Genomic DNA, 12,893 nt, shown 5'->3' with positions numbered 1-12,893 from the left:
CTGGGCCGTGTCTCAGTCCCAGTGTGGCCGATCACCCTCTCAGGTCGGCTACGCATCGTCGCCTTGGTGAGCCGTTACCTCACCAACTAGCTAATGCGCCGCGGGTCCATCTGTAAGTGATAGCTAAAAGCCACCTTTCAACATTTCCTCATGCGAGGAAATGAGTTATCCGGTATTAGCCCCGGTTTCCCGGAGTTATCCCAGTCTTACAGGCAGGTTACCCACGTGTTACTCACCCGTCCGCCGCTGATATCAGGGAGCAAGCTCCCATCAATCCGCTCGACTTGCATGTATTAGGCACGCCGCCAGCGTTCGTCCTGAGCCAGGATCAAACTCTCCGATAAAAGTTTGAATAGCTCTTTAAAATAAATCTAGAATTAACGTTGACGTATTGTCTTGTTTTGTTCAGTTTTCAAGGTTCAATGTGTAAGCGCTTCATTTGAGCGACTTAACCATCTTATCAAGTTGCCCTTATTTTGTCAACAACTTTTTAAGTTTTTTTAAGTCGCCACTGACCGCTCGTTACCGTCGTTCAGCAGCGACATTTACTAATATAACAAGGTACCTGAGTGAAGTCAACGATAAATTAGTATTTTACTATAATTATTTCTTCGCCCGATAATATCGGTGATAAATCCCTTGTCCCTTTGTTTCTATATTTACAATTTCCACAAGACCCTTATCGGTGAGATATTCAATGAGCATGCTTAAATCTACAGAGTATTGCCTGGCTTCAGAATGATTAAGAAGGTCCTGGAACGACCAGTGTTCCTTTTGAGCCAAGATGTCCAACAGATGCTCAGTTGAAACCTTGGTTCTGGAGTGGATGAGAAACTCACTTGCCAAAAATAGCAGTTCCAGTCGCTTATCAATTTCTTCATCACTCGTCACGAGCTCTTCGTATAACTTATAAATTTCGGGCTCTATCTGTTTTACCTGATTCCAGACAGTGACTTCAGGATGAAATCCGTTTTCGATGACGGCAAGCCTTGCTAAATGATGCAAGGAATGAACAATATGATTGTAGGCATCCAAGTAATGCTTGCTTTCAAAGAATTCTTTACCGTCCATGTAACGGCGAATCAATTTAGCGAATTCCATGCCCATCTTTATCTTTCTTCCATAGAAAGGAAAATCCTTTAACTCCGTTTTTAGATTGTGAATAAATTCGTTGCGGTCAAACAAGACTTTACCATTGAAAAGCCAATCGATCACTTTACGATTGGAACCAAGAAGAATCCACTCGTTTAGTTTAGCTTCTGTTACGATATGTAAGGCCGCCTTTTGTTCTTTATAAGAGTAGTGTTTGATGAATACTGGTTCTTCGGCTTCTTTCACAACGAGAAACAGTACTAAATCAAAGGTATCGGTCAACGGACTTGATTTCTTGCTTTGTTCTATTAAAAGCGCTCCTAAAGTATTGGGGTGACTTGTACGCTCTTGGTATATTGGTCGTAAAATGTCTTCCATTTCATACTCCTCCACATCACTCATTGGTTGGTTACTATTTCGACATTCAAAGGGGATTTCCTTCTCTGAATATAGTCATTTTTCGACAAAGCGGTTTCGTATCCCTCTTATGATAACAAATATGGTATAGTATTTTTTTAGGAGGGACAATCAAATGGCTAAGAATTATTCAAGTAAAATCAATAAAATCCGTACGTTTGCCTTAAGCTTGGTTTTCATCGGATTTATCATTATGTACGTCGGTATATATTTTAGAGAACATCCATGGGTCATGACAACATTTATGCTGCTGGGTTTTCTGGGAATCATCGGAAGTACGGTTGTCTACTTCTGGATCGGGATGCTGTCCACAAAAGCTGTGCAGGTGACATGCCCGAATTGCGGGAAGGTTACCAAGGTTCTCGGCCGTGTTGACATGTGCATGTATTGCAACGAACCGCTTACTCTTGACCCGAACCTTGAAGGCGAAGAATTCGACGAAGATTATAACAAAAAGAAAAAATAATGTGGCATGAGAAAAGACCTTCGATGGAAGGTCTTTTTTTGAATCAAAAAAATAAAAGAATGGTTCTAGATTAGAACCATTCTTTCCTAATGAGCTTCTTTTGCAGAACATTCAGCACATGTCCCGTAGATTTCCATACGGTGATTGTTCACTTTGAATCCCGTTACATGGGAAGCGAGTTGTTCCACTTCATCCAATCCCGGGTAATGAAAGTCAACAATTTTGCCGCAGCCATCACAGATGACATGGTAATGATCCGTTGTCACAAAGTCAAAACGACTGGAAGCATCTCCATATGTCAACTCTTTCACTAAGCCTACTTCACGGAATACGCGTAAATTATTATAAACGGTAGCCACACTCATGTTAGGGAATTTCCCTTCTAGTGCTTTATATATGTCATCAGCTGTAGGATGGGCCATTGAATCAATGAGATACTCTAATATCGCATGACGCTGAGGAGTGATGCGGACTCCCGTTTCCTTCAATGTCGAAATCGCTTCTTTTAATTGTCCTTCTTCAGACATCGTCATGCACCTCTTTTCATAAGAATTATTATTTTATAATCTTTATAAATAGTGTACTAATCAATGTTCCCTTTTGTCAATCTTTGACCCTATTACTCATGAAGGTTTTTCTCTTGCTCCCCAAGCTGTTGATTGATATAACGGCCGGCCACGAAAAGGTAGTCAGATAGTCGATTTAGATAAGAAAGCACCAATGGATTGATGTCTTCTTCAATTGAAACAGCTTCTCTCTCTGCTCTCCTCACAATCGTCCTTGCAGTATGGAGTGCTGCACCGGCTGGATGTCCTCCTGGAAGAATGAAATTACTTAAAGGGGTCAGAGCCCCATCTAGGAAATCGATTTGATCTTCTAATTCTTTGATATGTGTTTCCTCAAGCTTCCATTTCACTTCTTTGCCTACAGGCGTCGCAAGTTCCGCCCCAACATGGAATAGGATGGTTTGTACTTTATGGAAGAATTCATCGAATTGTTCCTTCCCATCAAAGTATTCCGCTTTAGCATAACTTAGACCAAGACCGATCATGGAATTCGCTTCATCACATGTCCCGTAAGCTTCTACCCGTTGATCCTTTTTGGATACACGTGTCCCGTAAACAAGGGAGGTCGTCCCTTTATCCCCCGATTTTGTATAGATTTTCATATTCAATAGCCCCTCTCTGCATCAATCACGTTAATAAAATGTTCCTTGTTATTACTATATGTAGATAAATTCTTTTTAAAGATTTCAAATGCTCTTGGCATGTATTTTTTTGTGATGCTTGATAGGTGAGGTGTCACCGTGATGCCTTCCGCCTCCCAAAATGGGTGATTTCGGTGGAGTGGCTCATGATCAAATACATCCAGGAATAAATGACCGATCAGCTTCCTTTCCGCCGCTTCAAGAAGGACGGATTCTTCAACAAGGTCACCCCGGCCAATATTGATAAAAACAGCTGTATCCTTCATCTGCTCGAAGTGATCGACTTTAAGGATGTGCTTCGTACGATTGGTACTTGGCAACACGGATACCACGTAATCGGCTTTCGGCAGCTGTTCATTGAAGGTCTCCAATGTGAACATGCTGTCAAAATGTTCTCCTGGTAAGCCAGTAGAATTCACTCCGCTCACGTTCATATGAAATGCCTTCGCGAGACGGGCGATTTCACCTCCGATAGCCCCAGCACCAAGAATGAGAAGAGATGCTCCATGAAGCTCGGAGGTGGGTAATCTTCTACTCCACTCGGCATTCATTTCCTGCTCCCTTACCGCTTGAAGTTGTTTCGCATGTTGAAGCATCAATCCGATCGTGAACTCCGCCATTGGAATCTTATGGATTCCCCTTGCATTGGTCACGAGGATCCCCTTTTTTTGAATGGCTTCAAACGGCATTTTTTCCAATCCTGCAGAAGTGACCATGATCCATTTGCATTTCTTACTTCTTTCAATATGATCGTCTGTTAAATCTTCCCCCATTGTGACGATCACGTCTGCATTTGGCGGTTCGCTTTCTGCATCTTTAATTTTTTTATAAAACAGGAACTCAACCTCAGGGAAGCTGTTCGTTAAATCTGAGACGAATTCTTCCTTTGGCTGAAATGTAACGATGATTTTCATATACCTGCCTCCCATCCTATTGTTCATTATTTTACCATATTGACGAGGAATGACCCTAGTTTCAACCCCAAGAGGGCATAAAAAAAGAGGATCGACATGGTCGATCCTGCTACACGGATGAGACTGACTTATTTGAGGAGGTTGCCCTACTCTTACTATATGTCCCTACAGCTTTTGTGAATGGACAAAAGCCTCGAACCCGTTAAAATAGGCATGAAAATAGGCTTAGGAAAGATTCTCTTGAATGTACTGAAGAGCTTCCTCCACATGCCCCTTCACTTTCACCTTTCGCCATTCCTTGGACAGGTTTCCTTCTTTATCGATGATGAAGGTGGAACGCTCAATTCCCATGTATTCTTTCCCGAAGTTTTTCTTCAGTTTCCATACGCCATATTCCTCGGCTACTTGATGGTCTTCATCTACAAGTAGAAGAAAAGGCAGTCCATGCTTGTCTATGAATTTTTCATGTTTATCAACCGGATCCGGACTCACACCGAGGATAACGGCATCAAGATCTTCAAAGTTCTCATGCTGATCCCTGAAATCACATGCTTCTGTCGTACAGCCGGGTGTCATGTCTTTTGGATAAAAGTAAAGGACTACGTTTTTCCCTAGATAGTCTGAAAGCTTTACCTTTTCTCCATTGCTTGCAAGTAATTCGAATTCAGGTGCTTTTTGACCAACTGTCATCTATTTTCCCCTCCAATTGAATATTGTTCTGACCTTAGCGTACCCAATAGAAGGAAAAAACTCAAACCATACGCTACTTGTTTTCATAGTTCAGGAAGGATTTCACGACGAACGCTGCCGGGATTGTATAGCCAAGCCATGATTCAATGAGAGCGATCCCTCTCCCGATTCCGACTGGTGTTACATCTCCGTACCCTACCGAAAAAAGGGTGATTCCACTGAAATACATCGTCGTAAAAAAGTGATCAAGAAAGTCTCCCGTCAGCGGGGCCCCCCCCTCTACGAGAATCGGGATCCCCTCAAGCTCGAGGAGTGTAAACAATAAGCCGAAACCGATCATAATAGTGATATAACTCATCCCCAAAAACAGAAAATGATGAAGGGAAACGTGATGTTCTTTCCATTTCGAAGGATAGAATAATGCACGGAGGCTCATACCCATGCAGAACAGTATAAAAAAACCAATGATAAGAAGCATGTACATACCCTCTTTTTTTCTGCTTGTCTTAGTATATGTACGCTTATCAAGAAGAAAAAATTCTAGTTACCTGCTCCTCTATACCGTTTTACACCTTCATTCCACAGAACAATGGAGAAGATGAAAAATCCGATTCCGACAAATGGAGTGAGAAATGAATAAGGGTACCATTCCGTCTTTTCAAGGAAAAAGGCAGAAGGGTACACGCCAACGAACGCAAAAGGAAGTATCCATGTTAACACGAACCGTATCACACTATTATAGATATCAACAGGATATCTCCCGTAGTTTCCGATATTGTACATCATAGGCATGATGGACGTTTTCGCATCCGACCAGAAGGCAATGCTCGCAAGGGAAATGAAAATCCCTGCATACACTAGTGCCCCTCCGAAGACAAAAATGATGAAAAGAATCGGTTCATACCATTCAAACGAGATATCAAGCCTCCCCCCTGCGTAAAACATGACGGCCATTCCCGTAACCACACCGAAAAGGGACTCAAGTTCCATCCTTTCTAATATCACTTGAAACAAGCTGTGGATCGGCCTCGTCAGGATCCGGTCGAACTCCCCTTTCACCACATACCTGTCGTTGAAATCCCAAATATTAAAGAACGAACTGAATAACGCAAATGGAACTAGGAAAAATCCATAAATAAAAATGATTTCATCTCTCGTCCATCCGCTCAACAGCTGGGTGTGGCCGAAGACAACGAGGATAAATACAAGATTAACAGCTTGGAATAATAAGTCTGACAGAATTTCTACAATCAAATCCGCCCGGTATTGAAGTCTGATCTTCATATATTGGGCGACGTATTGAAAGAACATCTTTACATAAAACATCGGTCACCCTCCTTGAATGATCATTTGTTTTTTAGCCATGGCCCACAGTACATTAATCGGAATGAGAAGGATCAACGACCAAAGTCCTTGCATCATAATTGCGTTAAATGCCTCCGAAGTCGAAAAGCCATTCGTGAAAATCATGCTCGGAACATAGCTGATGCTTTGAAACGGTAGATATTCCATTACATGCTGCGCCCATAGCGGAAAGAAGTGAATGGGCAGCAACAGTCCTGAAAACAAATCAATGACAACCCGTTTCGCACGAATCAAACCGTCGTTATTAAATAAGAAAAAGGTCGTGATACCGGTCAGCAGATTGATTTGAGTATTGATGATAAAACTGAACAGGATGGAAACGGAAAACAACCCCAATGTATCAAACCCTGAACCGATTTGAAGAGGGAATATCAGACTCACGATGATCATTCCCGGAAAGGAGAAAAACACCAACCGGAAGATTCCCTCACCAAGACCCTGCATCGTCTTCATTCCAAGATAGTTATATGGTCTGATAAGTTCTACCGCCACTTTTCCCTCTTTGATTTCCTGTGCGATTTCACGGTCGATATTATTAAAATAAAAAGCCCTTGCCATCCAGGAAACGGCAACATAGGTCGTCATCTGAATGATCGATAATCCTTCAATGTCCTGTTTCCCTCCGTAGATGGCCTGCCATAAGAAGTAATACGCTCCGATGTTGATGCTGTAAATTAAAATCCCACTATAATAATTCGTCCGATAGGCAAGCATCATGAGAAATCGAATTCGGATCATTTCAATATATTTAGCCATGATACCCTCTCCCGGGTTGGCCAGTCACATTTCTCATCTTGAGACAGCCCCTTTTTCATAAATGTTTCGGATGATTTCCTCGGTGGTCGTTTCCTCTATCTTCATGTCTTTCACTTTGAAGGATGCCACAACATTAGTGATGAGCTGTGAAATGACTTCTTCATCGGCTTCAGTAATCGCGGAATAGGTCTGCTTTTTCTCATCAAATGACCATGAAATGCTCTGATCTTTTGTAAGATCCGATAGCGCCGTGAGGGACGTCCCATCCAGGAATTGAAATACGACTTCTTTCTGATCTCCCCAATTTTCTTTTAGCTGGTTCAATTGACCATCATAAATGATCTTCCCTTCATCCAGCATCACGACCCGCTCACAAAGAGCTTCGATATCTGATAAATCATGGGTTGTCAGCAATATGGTTGTCTGATATTTCTCGTTGATTTCTTTTAAGAACTGGCGTATCTTCAATTTCACAAGGACATCCAACCCGATCGTTGGTTCATCCAGGAAGAGTAAAGGCGGGTTATGAACCAAAGCTGCCGCTAATTCACATCTCATCCTCTGCCCCAGGGATAACTTACGGACAGGTTTGTCCAGCAGCGGACCAATATCCAGAGTTTCAATCACATGACCCATGTGCTCCTTATATTGCTGGTCGGGAACCTTATACACTTTTTTTAGAAGTTGAAAAGACTCCTGGACCGCAATATCCCACCAGAGTTGTGAACGCTGCCCGAATACTACACCGATTGTTTGTACGAATTTTTCACGATCCCGATGGGGATTCATGCCATTTACGGTCAATTCTCCCCCAGTCGGAGTCAAGATGCCTGTCAGCATTTTAATGGTGGTGGACTTCCCCGCTCCATTCTCACCAATGTATCCGACCATCTCCCCTTGTTTCACATTAAACGAAATATCGTTCACTGCGGGAACGACTTTATAATTACGCGTAAACAAATCCCTGAAAGCTCCCTTCAGTCCTGAACGACTGGAAAAAGCTTTGAATTCCTTACGCAAATGATTTACTTCAATTGCATTCATCATGCGTCCTCCTAGGTTTCACTTTTACAAACAAAGAATAGTGTACCACAGGGAGCTGTATCTATTTGAACAGTCTGCTTGAAAAAATCATCAGCCATGACTCGTTATTTGCTAAAGTGGAAAAGGCCGTACTACAATAGAAGGGTAATGCAAAGAAAAAATATACTCGGGAGGAAAACATGAAATTCACTGAATCAGAAACTTTACATACAGAAGCACTGGAACATATCGTCGGAGGCGTCAACAGCCCCTCTCGTTCATACAAAGCCGTTGGCGGCGGACCTCCCGTTGCCATGGAAAGAGGAAAGGGTGCCTACTTCTGGGATGTGGATGGCAACAAGTACATCGACTACCTGGCAGCTTACGGTCCGATCATAACGGGTCATGCACACCCTCATATTACGGAAGCAATTACGAAGGCTGCAGAAAATGGGGTTCTATACGGTACTCCTACACGTCATGAAGTGAAATTTGCCAAAATGATTAAGGAAGCCATGCCTTACATGGACAAGGTACGTTTCGTCAATTCCGGTACCGAAGCGGTCATGACGACGATCCGTGTGGCAAGAGCATACACAGGTAAAGATAAGGTCATCAAGTTTGCAGGCTGTTACCACGGACACTCGGACCTTGTATTGGTTGCAGCAGGATCTGGCCCTTCTACACTGGGAACGCCGGATTCAGCCGGTGTTCCTAAAAGCATCGCCCAGGAAGTCATCACTGTCCCATTCAATGACATCGAGCCATTTAAGGCAGCAATGGAAAAATGGGGAGATCAAATCGCAGCTGTCCTTGTTGAACCGATCGTCGGTAACTTCGGGATCGTAGAACCGAAGGAAGGCTTCCTCCAACAGGTAAATGACATTGCCCATGCTTCAAATTCCCTTGTTATTTATGATGAAGTCATCACGGCATTCCGCTTTACTTATGGCGGGGCACAGGACATGTTACAGGTGAAGCCGGACTTGACCGCATTAGGGAAAATCATCGGCGGTGGCCTTCCGATCGGAGCATACGGCGGAAAGAAAGAAATCATGGAACAAGTAGCTCCGTTAGGACCTGCCTATCAGGCAGGAACGATGGCCGGGAACCCAGCCTCCATCTTGTCAGGGATTGCCTGTCTTGAAGTACTGAAAGAGGAAGGCGTCTATGAAAGACTAGATCAGCTGGGAGAAATGCTTGAGAAGGGGATTTTGGCTGCGGCAGAAAAGCATAACACGCCGATTTCCATCAATAGGCTGAAGGGAGCCCTCACCCTCTACTTCACGAAAGAAATAGTAGAAAACTATGAACAGGCAGAAGCGACGGATGGAGAAATGTTTGCAAAGTTCTTTAAGCTAATGCTCCATCAGGGAATCAATCTTGCTCCATCAAAATATGAAGCATGGTTCCTGACGACGGCTCATACAGAAGAGGATATCAAGGTGACACTCGAAGCAGTTGACCGTGCATTTGCACAATTATAATAGAATTGAAGAAAATGAAAAGCCTGTCCGCCTGGTAATCTGCCAAGGCGGCAGGCTTTTTTTATGAAGGGAAAGAATAATGATCTTCCCCATTACATATCTATGTATTTTGTAGAAGTGAGATGGTTTATCCACCCTTCCTGAAAGGTACATATTTTTGTAGAAACTTATTTAAAATTTCCTATTGATATTGCTTGTAAGTACATGTATAGTACAGTATTGTTTATAAAAACGTTACACAAGAAAGGATTCTAATTCCATGAAATTTGGTGCTCGCATCCTCAAAACGGGAATTGCGATTGTATTAGCATTACTTGTATCAGAGCTTCTGGGTATACCGTCTCCGGTGTTTGCTGGAATTGCGGCGGTCTTTGCCGTCCAACCCACCATCTACCGTTCTTACCTGACGATCATCGAACAAATTCAGGCGAATTTGATCGGTGCCGGTATCGCCGTACTGTTTGTCCTGCTATTCGGTAGTAATCCACTTATCGTTGGACTTGCAGCTGTCATTGCCATTGCCATCATTCTAAAATTAAAATTACAAAATACGATCGGTCTCGCTCTCGTGACGATGATTGCGATCATGGAAGTGACGGATCAGGACTTCATCCAGTTTGCATTCATCCGTTTCTCGACAATCATGATCGGGGTCTTTTCATCTTTCGTGGTGAATTTGGTCTTCCTTCCGCCTAAATACGAAACCAAGCTTTATCATAAAGTGTCGGACTCAACGGAGGAAATCCTGAAGTGGATCAGATTGAGCATGAGACACGCCACAGAATTCCACCTTTTAAAAAAAGATCTGGAACGCATTAAAGAAAAGCTGATTAAAGTAGACCAGCTGTATCTTCTTTATAAAGAAGAACGGGACTATTTCAAGAAAAATTCCATCGTCAAAAGTCGGAAGCTCGTGATTTTCAGACAAATGATTTCTTCAACCAATCGAAGCTTTGAAATCTTAAAGCGGCTGAACCGGTATGAAAATGAAATCTTTCAATTACCTGACGAATTACGGGGCGTGATTAAAAATCAACTCGACTGTTTATTGACCTATCACGAACAATTACTGTTGAAATTCCTCGGTAAGATGCACCCGCATGCAGAATCAGAGGCACAGCAGGATGTATGTCTGCATCGTAAAGAGCTGATGAAAATTATGCTTGAAGAGGTCAAACACCATACAAAAGACGATAACATTCATAACTTCCACCTTCTTCACATCTTTTCTGCCATTTTTGAATACGACGAGCACCTGGAGCATTTAGAAAAACTGATTACAAGCTTCCAGTCGTATCACAAAGAGGATAACGAGGTCATGATCGGGGAAGAGGAAGAATAAATAAAAATGGAGCAGAGGATCATATCCTCTGCTCCATTTTTTGTTTAGTTTTTCATTTTAGGATCAAGGGCATCCCGAAGGCCGTCCCCCATCAGGTTGAATCCTAATACAGTAAGCATGATGGCAAGCCCTGGGAAGATCATCGTCCATGGTGCCTGAAGCATATACTGCCTTGCATCCGACAGCATTTTCCCCCATTCAGGCTCTGGTGCCTGAGCTCCTAGTCCAAGGAAGCCAAGAGCTGCCGCTTCAATGATGGCAGTCGCAATGGCAAGTGTCCCCTGTACAATGATCGGCGCCATACTATTTGGCAGCACATGACTGAATAATATCCGAAAATCACTCATCCCGATGGCTTTCGCAGCCATTACATACTCTTCCTGCTTTACACTCAACACCCTCGAACGTATGAGTCGTCCGAAATTCGGGATATTGATGATGGCAATGGCAATCAAAGCATTACGGAGAGATGGCCCAAGAGCTGCTACCACAGCAATGGCTAACAAGATGCTCGGAAATGCAAGCATGATGTCAAATACCCGGGAAATGATCGTATCGACCCATCTGCCGTAATATCCGGCTACGATCCCAAGTAAACTTCCGATCACGGAAGAACCGATGACCGCGAAGAATCCGACCCAGAGGGAGATACGAGCTCCATGGATAATCCTTGATAAAATATCTCGTCCAAAGTCATCCGTCCCTAACCAATGCTCCGAGGATGGTGCTTGCAGTCTTTTCGAAAGATCCTGTTCATTGATTCCCTGCGGTGCGATAACCGGGGCTGCAATCGCCAGGATGACAAAGAAAAGAACGATGCAAAAGCCGACTAAGGCAATTTTATTTTTAGTGAAGCTTTTCCAAGCTTCCTTCCAGGGAGATACTGTTTCTTCTTCCATAGAAGGGTGGAGTTCCTTTTGCGGTTCTGCTACTTCTGCCATGAGAGATCACCTCTTTCTTCTATTGATGTTAGTTGTATTTAATACGGGGATCGACAGCCGCATACAGTAAGTCGACAATCAGGTTAATCGTGACAAAGATCGTGGCCACGACGAGGATTCCGGATTGTACGACAGGATAATCCCGGTAACCGATCGCTTCATAAATATATCGTCCGATTCCCGGCCAGCCGAAGATCGTCTCGGTCAGGATCGCCCCTCCAAGGAGAAGACCCATCTGCAAACCGATGACCGTCAGGACCGGAATGATGGCATTCTTCAACGAGTGCTTGTACACGACCCAGAACATTTTCAGACCTTTCGCACGTGCAGTACGAATATAATCCGAACGCATGACCTCCAACATACTGGAACGGGTCATACGGGCGATGATCGCCATCGGGATGGTCGCAAGGGCAATGCCCGGTAGGATGATGTGTTTCAAAACATCACCAAGCTGGTCGAACCGCCCCTGCATGATGGTATCCAGAATATAGAAGTTGGTGATAGAGTCCACGGGGTTTCGTATATTCTCCCTTCCCGTAGTAGGCAGAAGGTCAAGCTGTATCCCGAATGTCCATTGCTCCATCAGTCCTAACCAGAAGATCGGCATGGAAACTCCAACAAGTGCCAGGATCATGGCTGTATAATCGAACCAGGAGTTTTGAAACCATGCACTGATGATACCGGCATTCACTCCTATTACGATGGCAATGATAATGGCTACGATCGCAAGTTCCGCCGTAGCCGCCAGATAAGGCCAGATCTCGGTTGAAACCTCTGTCTTTGTCCGAAGGGAACTTCCTAAATCCCCGGTCAATAATCCTTTAAGATAATCAATGTATTGAATATACCAGGCATTATCGAGACCCAACTGATCCCTCAAAGCAGCAACGGCTTCTTTCGTAGCCTGCTGCCCAAGGATGACCTGTGCAGGATCACCAGGAATAGCACGTATGATTGAAAAAACGATAAGAGTCATCCCGAGTAAAACAGGAATGAGCTGCAATAATCGACGAATGGTGTATTGGAACATCATGTTCACCTCTCTATGTGGAGATTCTGATTTCGATAGAATAATAATGCTTGTCGGTGCTGAACAGTCGGCTCCGCTTTTCTTCTTGTCCAGCTGCGGGGCTTAGAGGCTCGAGGTCATAAGTCCAGCCCACCAAAAAGGCAAAAGGCGCCTTTCCGGT

14 protein-coding genes and 1 rRNA gene are annotated in these 12,893 nt (G+C 43.6%); 3 read left to right on the top strand and 12 right to left on the bottom strand.

Features of this window, described 5'->3' with window-relative positions:
* A 16S ribosomal RNA gene (locus LCL96_RS17675) occupies window positions 1-344 on the bottom strand; the annotation flags it as partial.
* A gap of 259 nt (window positions 345-603) precedes the next feature.
* A complete protein-coding gene (locus LCL96_RS17670) occupies window positions 604-1,470 on the bottom strand; it encodes a nucleotidyltransferase-like protein (RefSeq protein WP_224943422.1) in 867 nt (288 codons plus the stop codon).
* Window positions 1,471-1,624: 154 nt separating this feature from the next.
* Here LCL96_RS17670 and LCL96_RS17665 point away from each other — a divergent pair, with 154 nt between their 5' ends.
* Complete coding sequence (locus tag LCL96_RS17665) at window positions 1,625-1,975, top strand: YgzB family protein (RefSeq protein WP_224943420.1); 351 nt, start codon at window positions 1,625-1,627, stop codon at window positions 1,973-1,975.
* An 86-nt stretch (window positions 1,976-2,061) separates the two neighbouring features.
* Here the strand turns inward: LCL96_RS17665 and perR are convergent, their stop codons facing one another.
* The 8 genes from perR to LCL96_RS17625 form a co-directional block, all read right to left on the bottom strand.
* Entirely contained in the window at window positions 2,062-2,502 is a 441-nt protein-coding gene (gene perR / locus LCL96_RS17660; RefSeq protein WP_318246440.1) for a peroxide-responsive transcriptional repressor PerR, read from the bottom strand.
* Between the two features lie 92 nt (window positions 2,503-2,594).
* The gene (locus tag LCL96_RS17655) at window positions 2,595-3,143 is read right to left on the bottom strand and encodes a cob(I)yrinic acid a,c-diamide adenosyltransferase (RefSeq protein ID WP_224943416.1); all 549 of its coding nucleotides are present in this window, start codon (window positions 3,141-3,143) and stop codon (window positions 2,595-2,597) included.
* Window positions 3,144-3,145: 2 nt separating this feature from the next.
* Complete coding sequence (locus tag LCL96_RS17650) at window positions 3,146-4,096, bottom strand: D-2-hydroxyacid dehydrogenase (RefSeq protein WP_224943413.1); 951 nt, start codon at window positions 4,094-4,096, stop codon at window positions 3,146-3,148.
* 225 nt (window positions 4,097-4,321) lie between these two features.
* A complete protein-coding gene (bcp, locus tag LCL96_RS17645; RefSeq protein WP_224943411.1) occupies window positions 4,322-4,786 on the bottom strand; it encodes a thioredoxin-dependent thiol peroxidase in 465 nt (154 codons plus the stop codon).
* A 73-nt stretch (window positions 4,787-4,859) separates the two neighbouring features.
* Complete coding sequence (locus tag LCL96_RS17640; protein ID WP_224943408.1) at window positions 4,860-5,264, bottom strand: ion channel; 405 nt, start codon at window positions 5,262-5,264, stop codon at window positions 4,860-4,862.
* 62 nt (window positions 5,265-5,326) lie between these two features.
* The gene (locus tag LCL96_RS17635) at window positions 5,327-6,112 is read right to left on the bottom strand and encodes an ABC transporter permease (RefSeq protein WP_224943405.1); all 786 of its coding nucleotides are present in this window, start codon (window positions 6,110-6,112) and stop codon (window positions 5,327-5,329) included.
* A gap of 3 nt (window positions 6,113-6,115) precedes the next feature.
* Complete coding sequence (locus LCL96_RS17630) at window positions 6,116-6,907, bottom strand: ABC transporter permease (protein ID WP_224943403.1); 792 nt, start codon at window positions 6,905-6,907, stop codon at window positions 6,116-6,118.
* 33 nt (window positions 6,908-6,940) lie between these two features.
* Window positions 6,941-7,954 (bottom strand): ATP-binding cassette domain-containing protein, encoded by a 1,014-nt coding sequence (locus LCL96_RS17625; RefSeq protein WP_224943401.1) that lies wholly within the window; start codon window positions 7,952-7,954, stop codon window positions 6,941-6,943.
* Between the two features lie 176 nt (window positions 7,955-8,130).
* On the opposite strand from LCL96_RS17625, the gene LCL96_RS17620 reads away from it, so the two are divergent.
* Window positions 8,131-9,417, top strand: a complete 1,287-nt coding sequence (locus tag LCL96_RS17620) for a glutamate-1-semialdehyde 2,1-aminomutase (protein WP_224943399.1) — start codon at window positions 8,131-8,133, stop codon at window positions 9,415-9,417.
* A gap of 259 nt (window positions 9,418-9,676) precedes the next feature.
* Window positions 9,677-10,759, top strand: a complete 1,083-nt coding sequence (locus LCL96_RS17615) for an FUSC family protein (RefSeq protein WP_224943392.1) — start codon at window positions 9,677-9,679, stop codon at window positions 10,757-10,759.
* A 44-nt stretch (window positions 10,760-10,803) separates the two neighbouring features.
* On the opposite strand, the gene nikC is transcribed toward LCL96_RS17615, so the two are convergent.
* On the bottom strand, window positions 10,804-11,700 hold the full coding sequence (gene nikC, locus LCL96_RS17610) for a nickel transporter permease (RefSeq protein WP_224943389.1): 897 nt from the start codon (window positions 11,698-11,700) through the stop codon (window positions 10,804-10,806).
* Between the two features lie 28 nt (window positions 11,701-11,728).
* Window positions 11,729-12,733 (bottom strand): ABC transporter permease, encoded by a 1,005-nt coding sequence (locus tag LCL96_RS17605; protein WP_224943563.1) that lies wholly within the window; start codon window positions 12,731-12,733, stop codon window positions 11,729-11,731.
* Window positions 12,734-12,893: the final 160 nt, after the last annotated feature.

The organism is Rossellomorea aquimaris, assembly GCF_020172085.1.
GTDB lineage: Bacteria > Bacillota > Bacilli > Bacillales > Bacillaceae_B > Rossellomorea > Rossellomorea aquimaris_E.
Note: the sequence above shows the minus strand (reverse complement) of the source record. Positions and strands in the feature narration are given on the sequence as shown.

What these genes read in the sequence shown, in the direction of transcription:
- bcp (WP_224943411.1), bottom strand. Translation starts at nt 4,786, where the DNA reads ATGACAGTTGGTCAAAAAGCACCTGAATTCGAATTACTTGCAAGCAAT.
- LCL96_RS17665 (WP_224943420.1), top strand. Translation starts at nt 1,625, where the DNA reads ATGGCTAAGAATTATTCAAGTAAAATCAATAAAATCCGTACGTTTGCC.
- LCL96_RS17615 (WP_224943392.1), top strand. Translation starts at nt 9,677, where the DNA reads ATGAAATTTGGTGCTCGCATCCTCAAAACGGGAATTGCGATTGTATTA.
- LCL96_RS17620 (WP_224943399.1), top strand. Translation starts at nt 8,131, where the DNA reads ATGAAATTCACTGAATCAGAAACTTTACATACAGAAGCACTGGAACAT.
- LCL96_RS17605 (WP_224943563.1), bottom strand. Translation starts at nt 12,733, where the DNA reads ATGTTCCAATACACCATTCGTCGATTATTGCAGCTCATTCCTGTTTTA.
- LCL96_RS17630 (WP_224943403.1), bottom strand. Translation starts at nt 6,907, where the DNA reads ATGGCTAAATATATTGAAATGATCCGAATTCGATTTCTCATGATGCTT.
- LCL96_RS17625 (WP_224943401.1), bottom strand. Translation starts at nt 7,954, where the DNA reads ATGATGAATGCAATTGAAGTAAATCATTTGCGTAAGGAATTCAAAGCT.
- LCL96_RS17650 (WP_224943413.1), bottom strand. Translation starts at nt 4,096, where the DNA reads ATGAAAATCATCGTTACATTTCAGCCAAAGGAAGAATTCGTCTCAGAT.
- nikC (WP_224943389.1), bottom strand. Translation starts at nt 11,700, where the DNA reads ATGGCAGAAGTAGCAGAACCGCAAAAGGAACTCCACCCTTCTATGGAA.
- LCL96_RS17635 (WP_224943405.1), bottom strand. Translation starts at nt 6,112, where the DNA reads ATGTTTTATGTAAAGATGTTCTTTCAATACGTCGCCCAATATATGAAG.
- LCL96_RS17670 (WP_224943422.1), bottom strand. Translation starts at nt 1,470, where the DNA reads ATGGAAGACATTTTACGACCAATATACCAAGAGCGTACAAGTCACCCC.
- LCL96_RS17640 (WP_224943408.1), bottom strand. Translation starts at nt 5,264, where the DNA reads ATGCTTCTTATCATTGGTTTTTTTATACTGTTCTGCATGGGTATGAGC.
- LCL96_RS17655 (WP_224943416.1), bottom strand. Translation starts at nt 3,143, where the DNA reads ATGAAAATCTATACAAAATCGGGGGATAAAGGGACGACCTCCCTTGTT.
- perR (WP_318246440.1), bottom strand. Translation starts at nt 2,502, where the DNA reads ATGTCTGAAGAAGGACAATTAAAAGAAGCGATTTCGACATTGAAGGAA.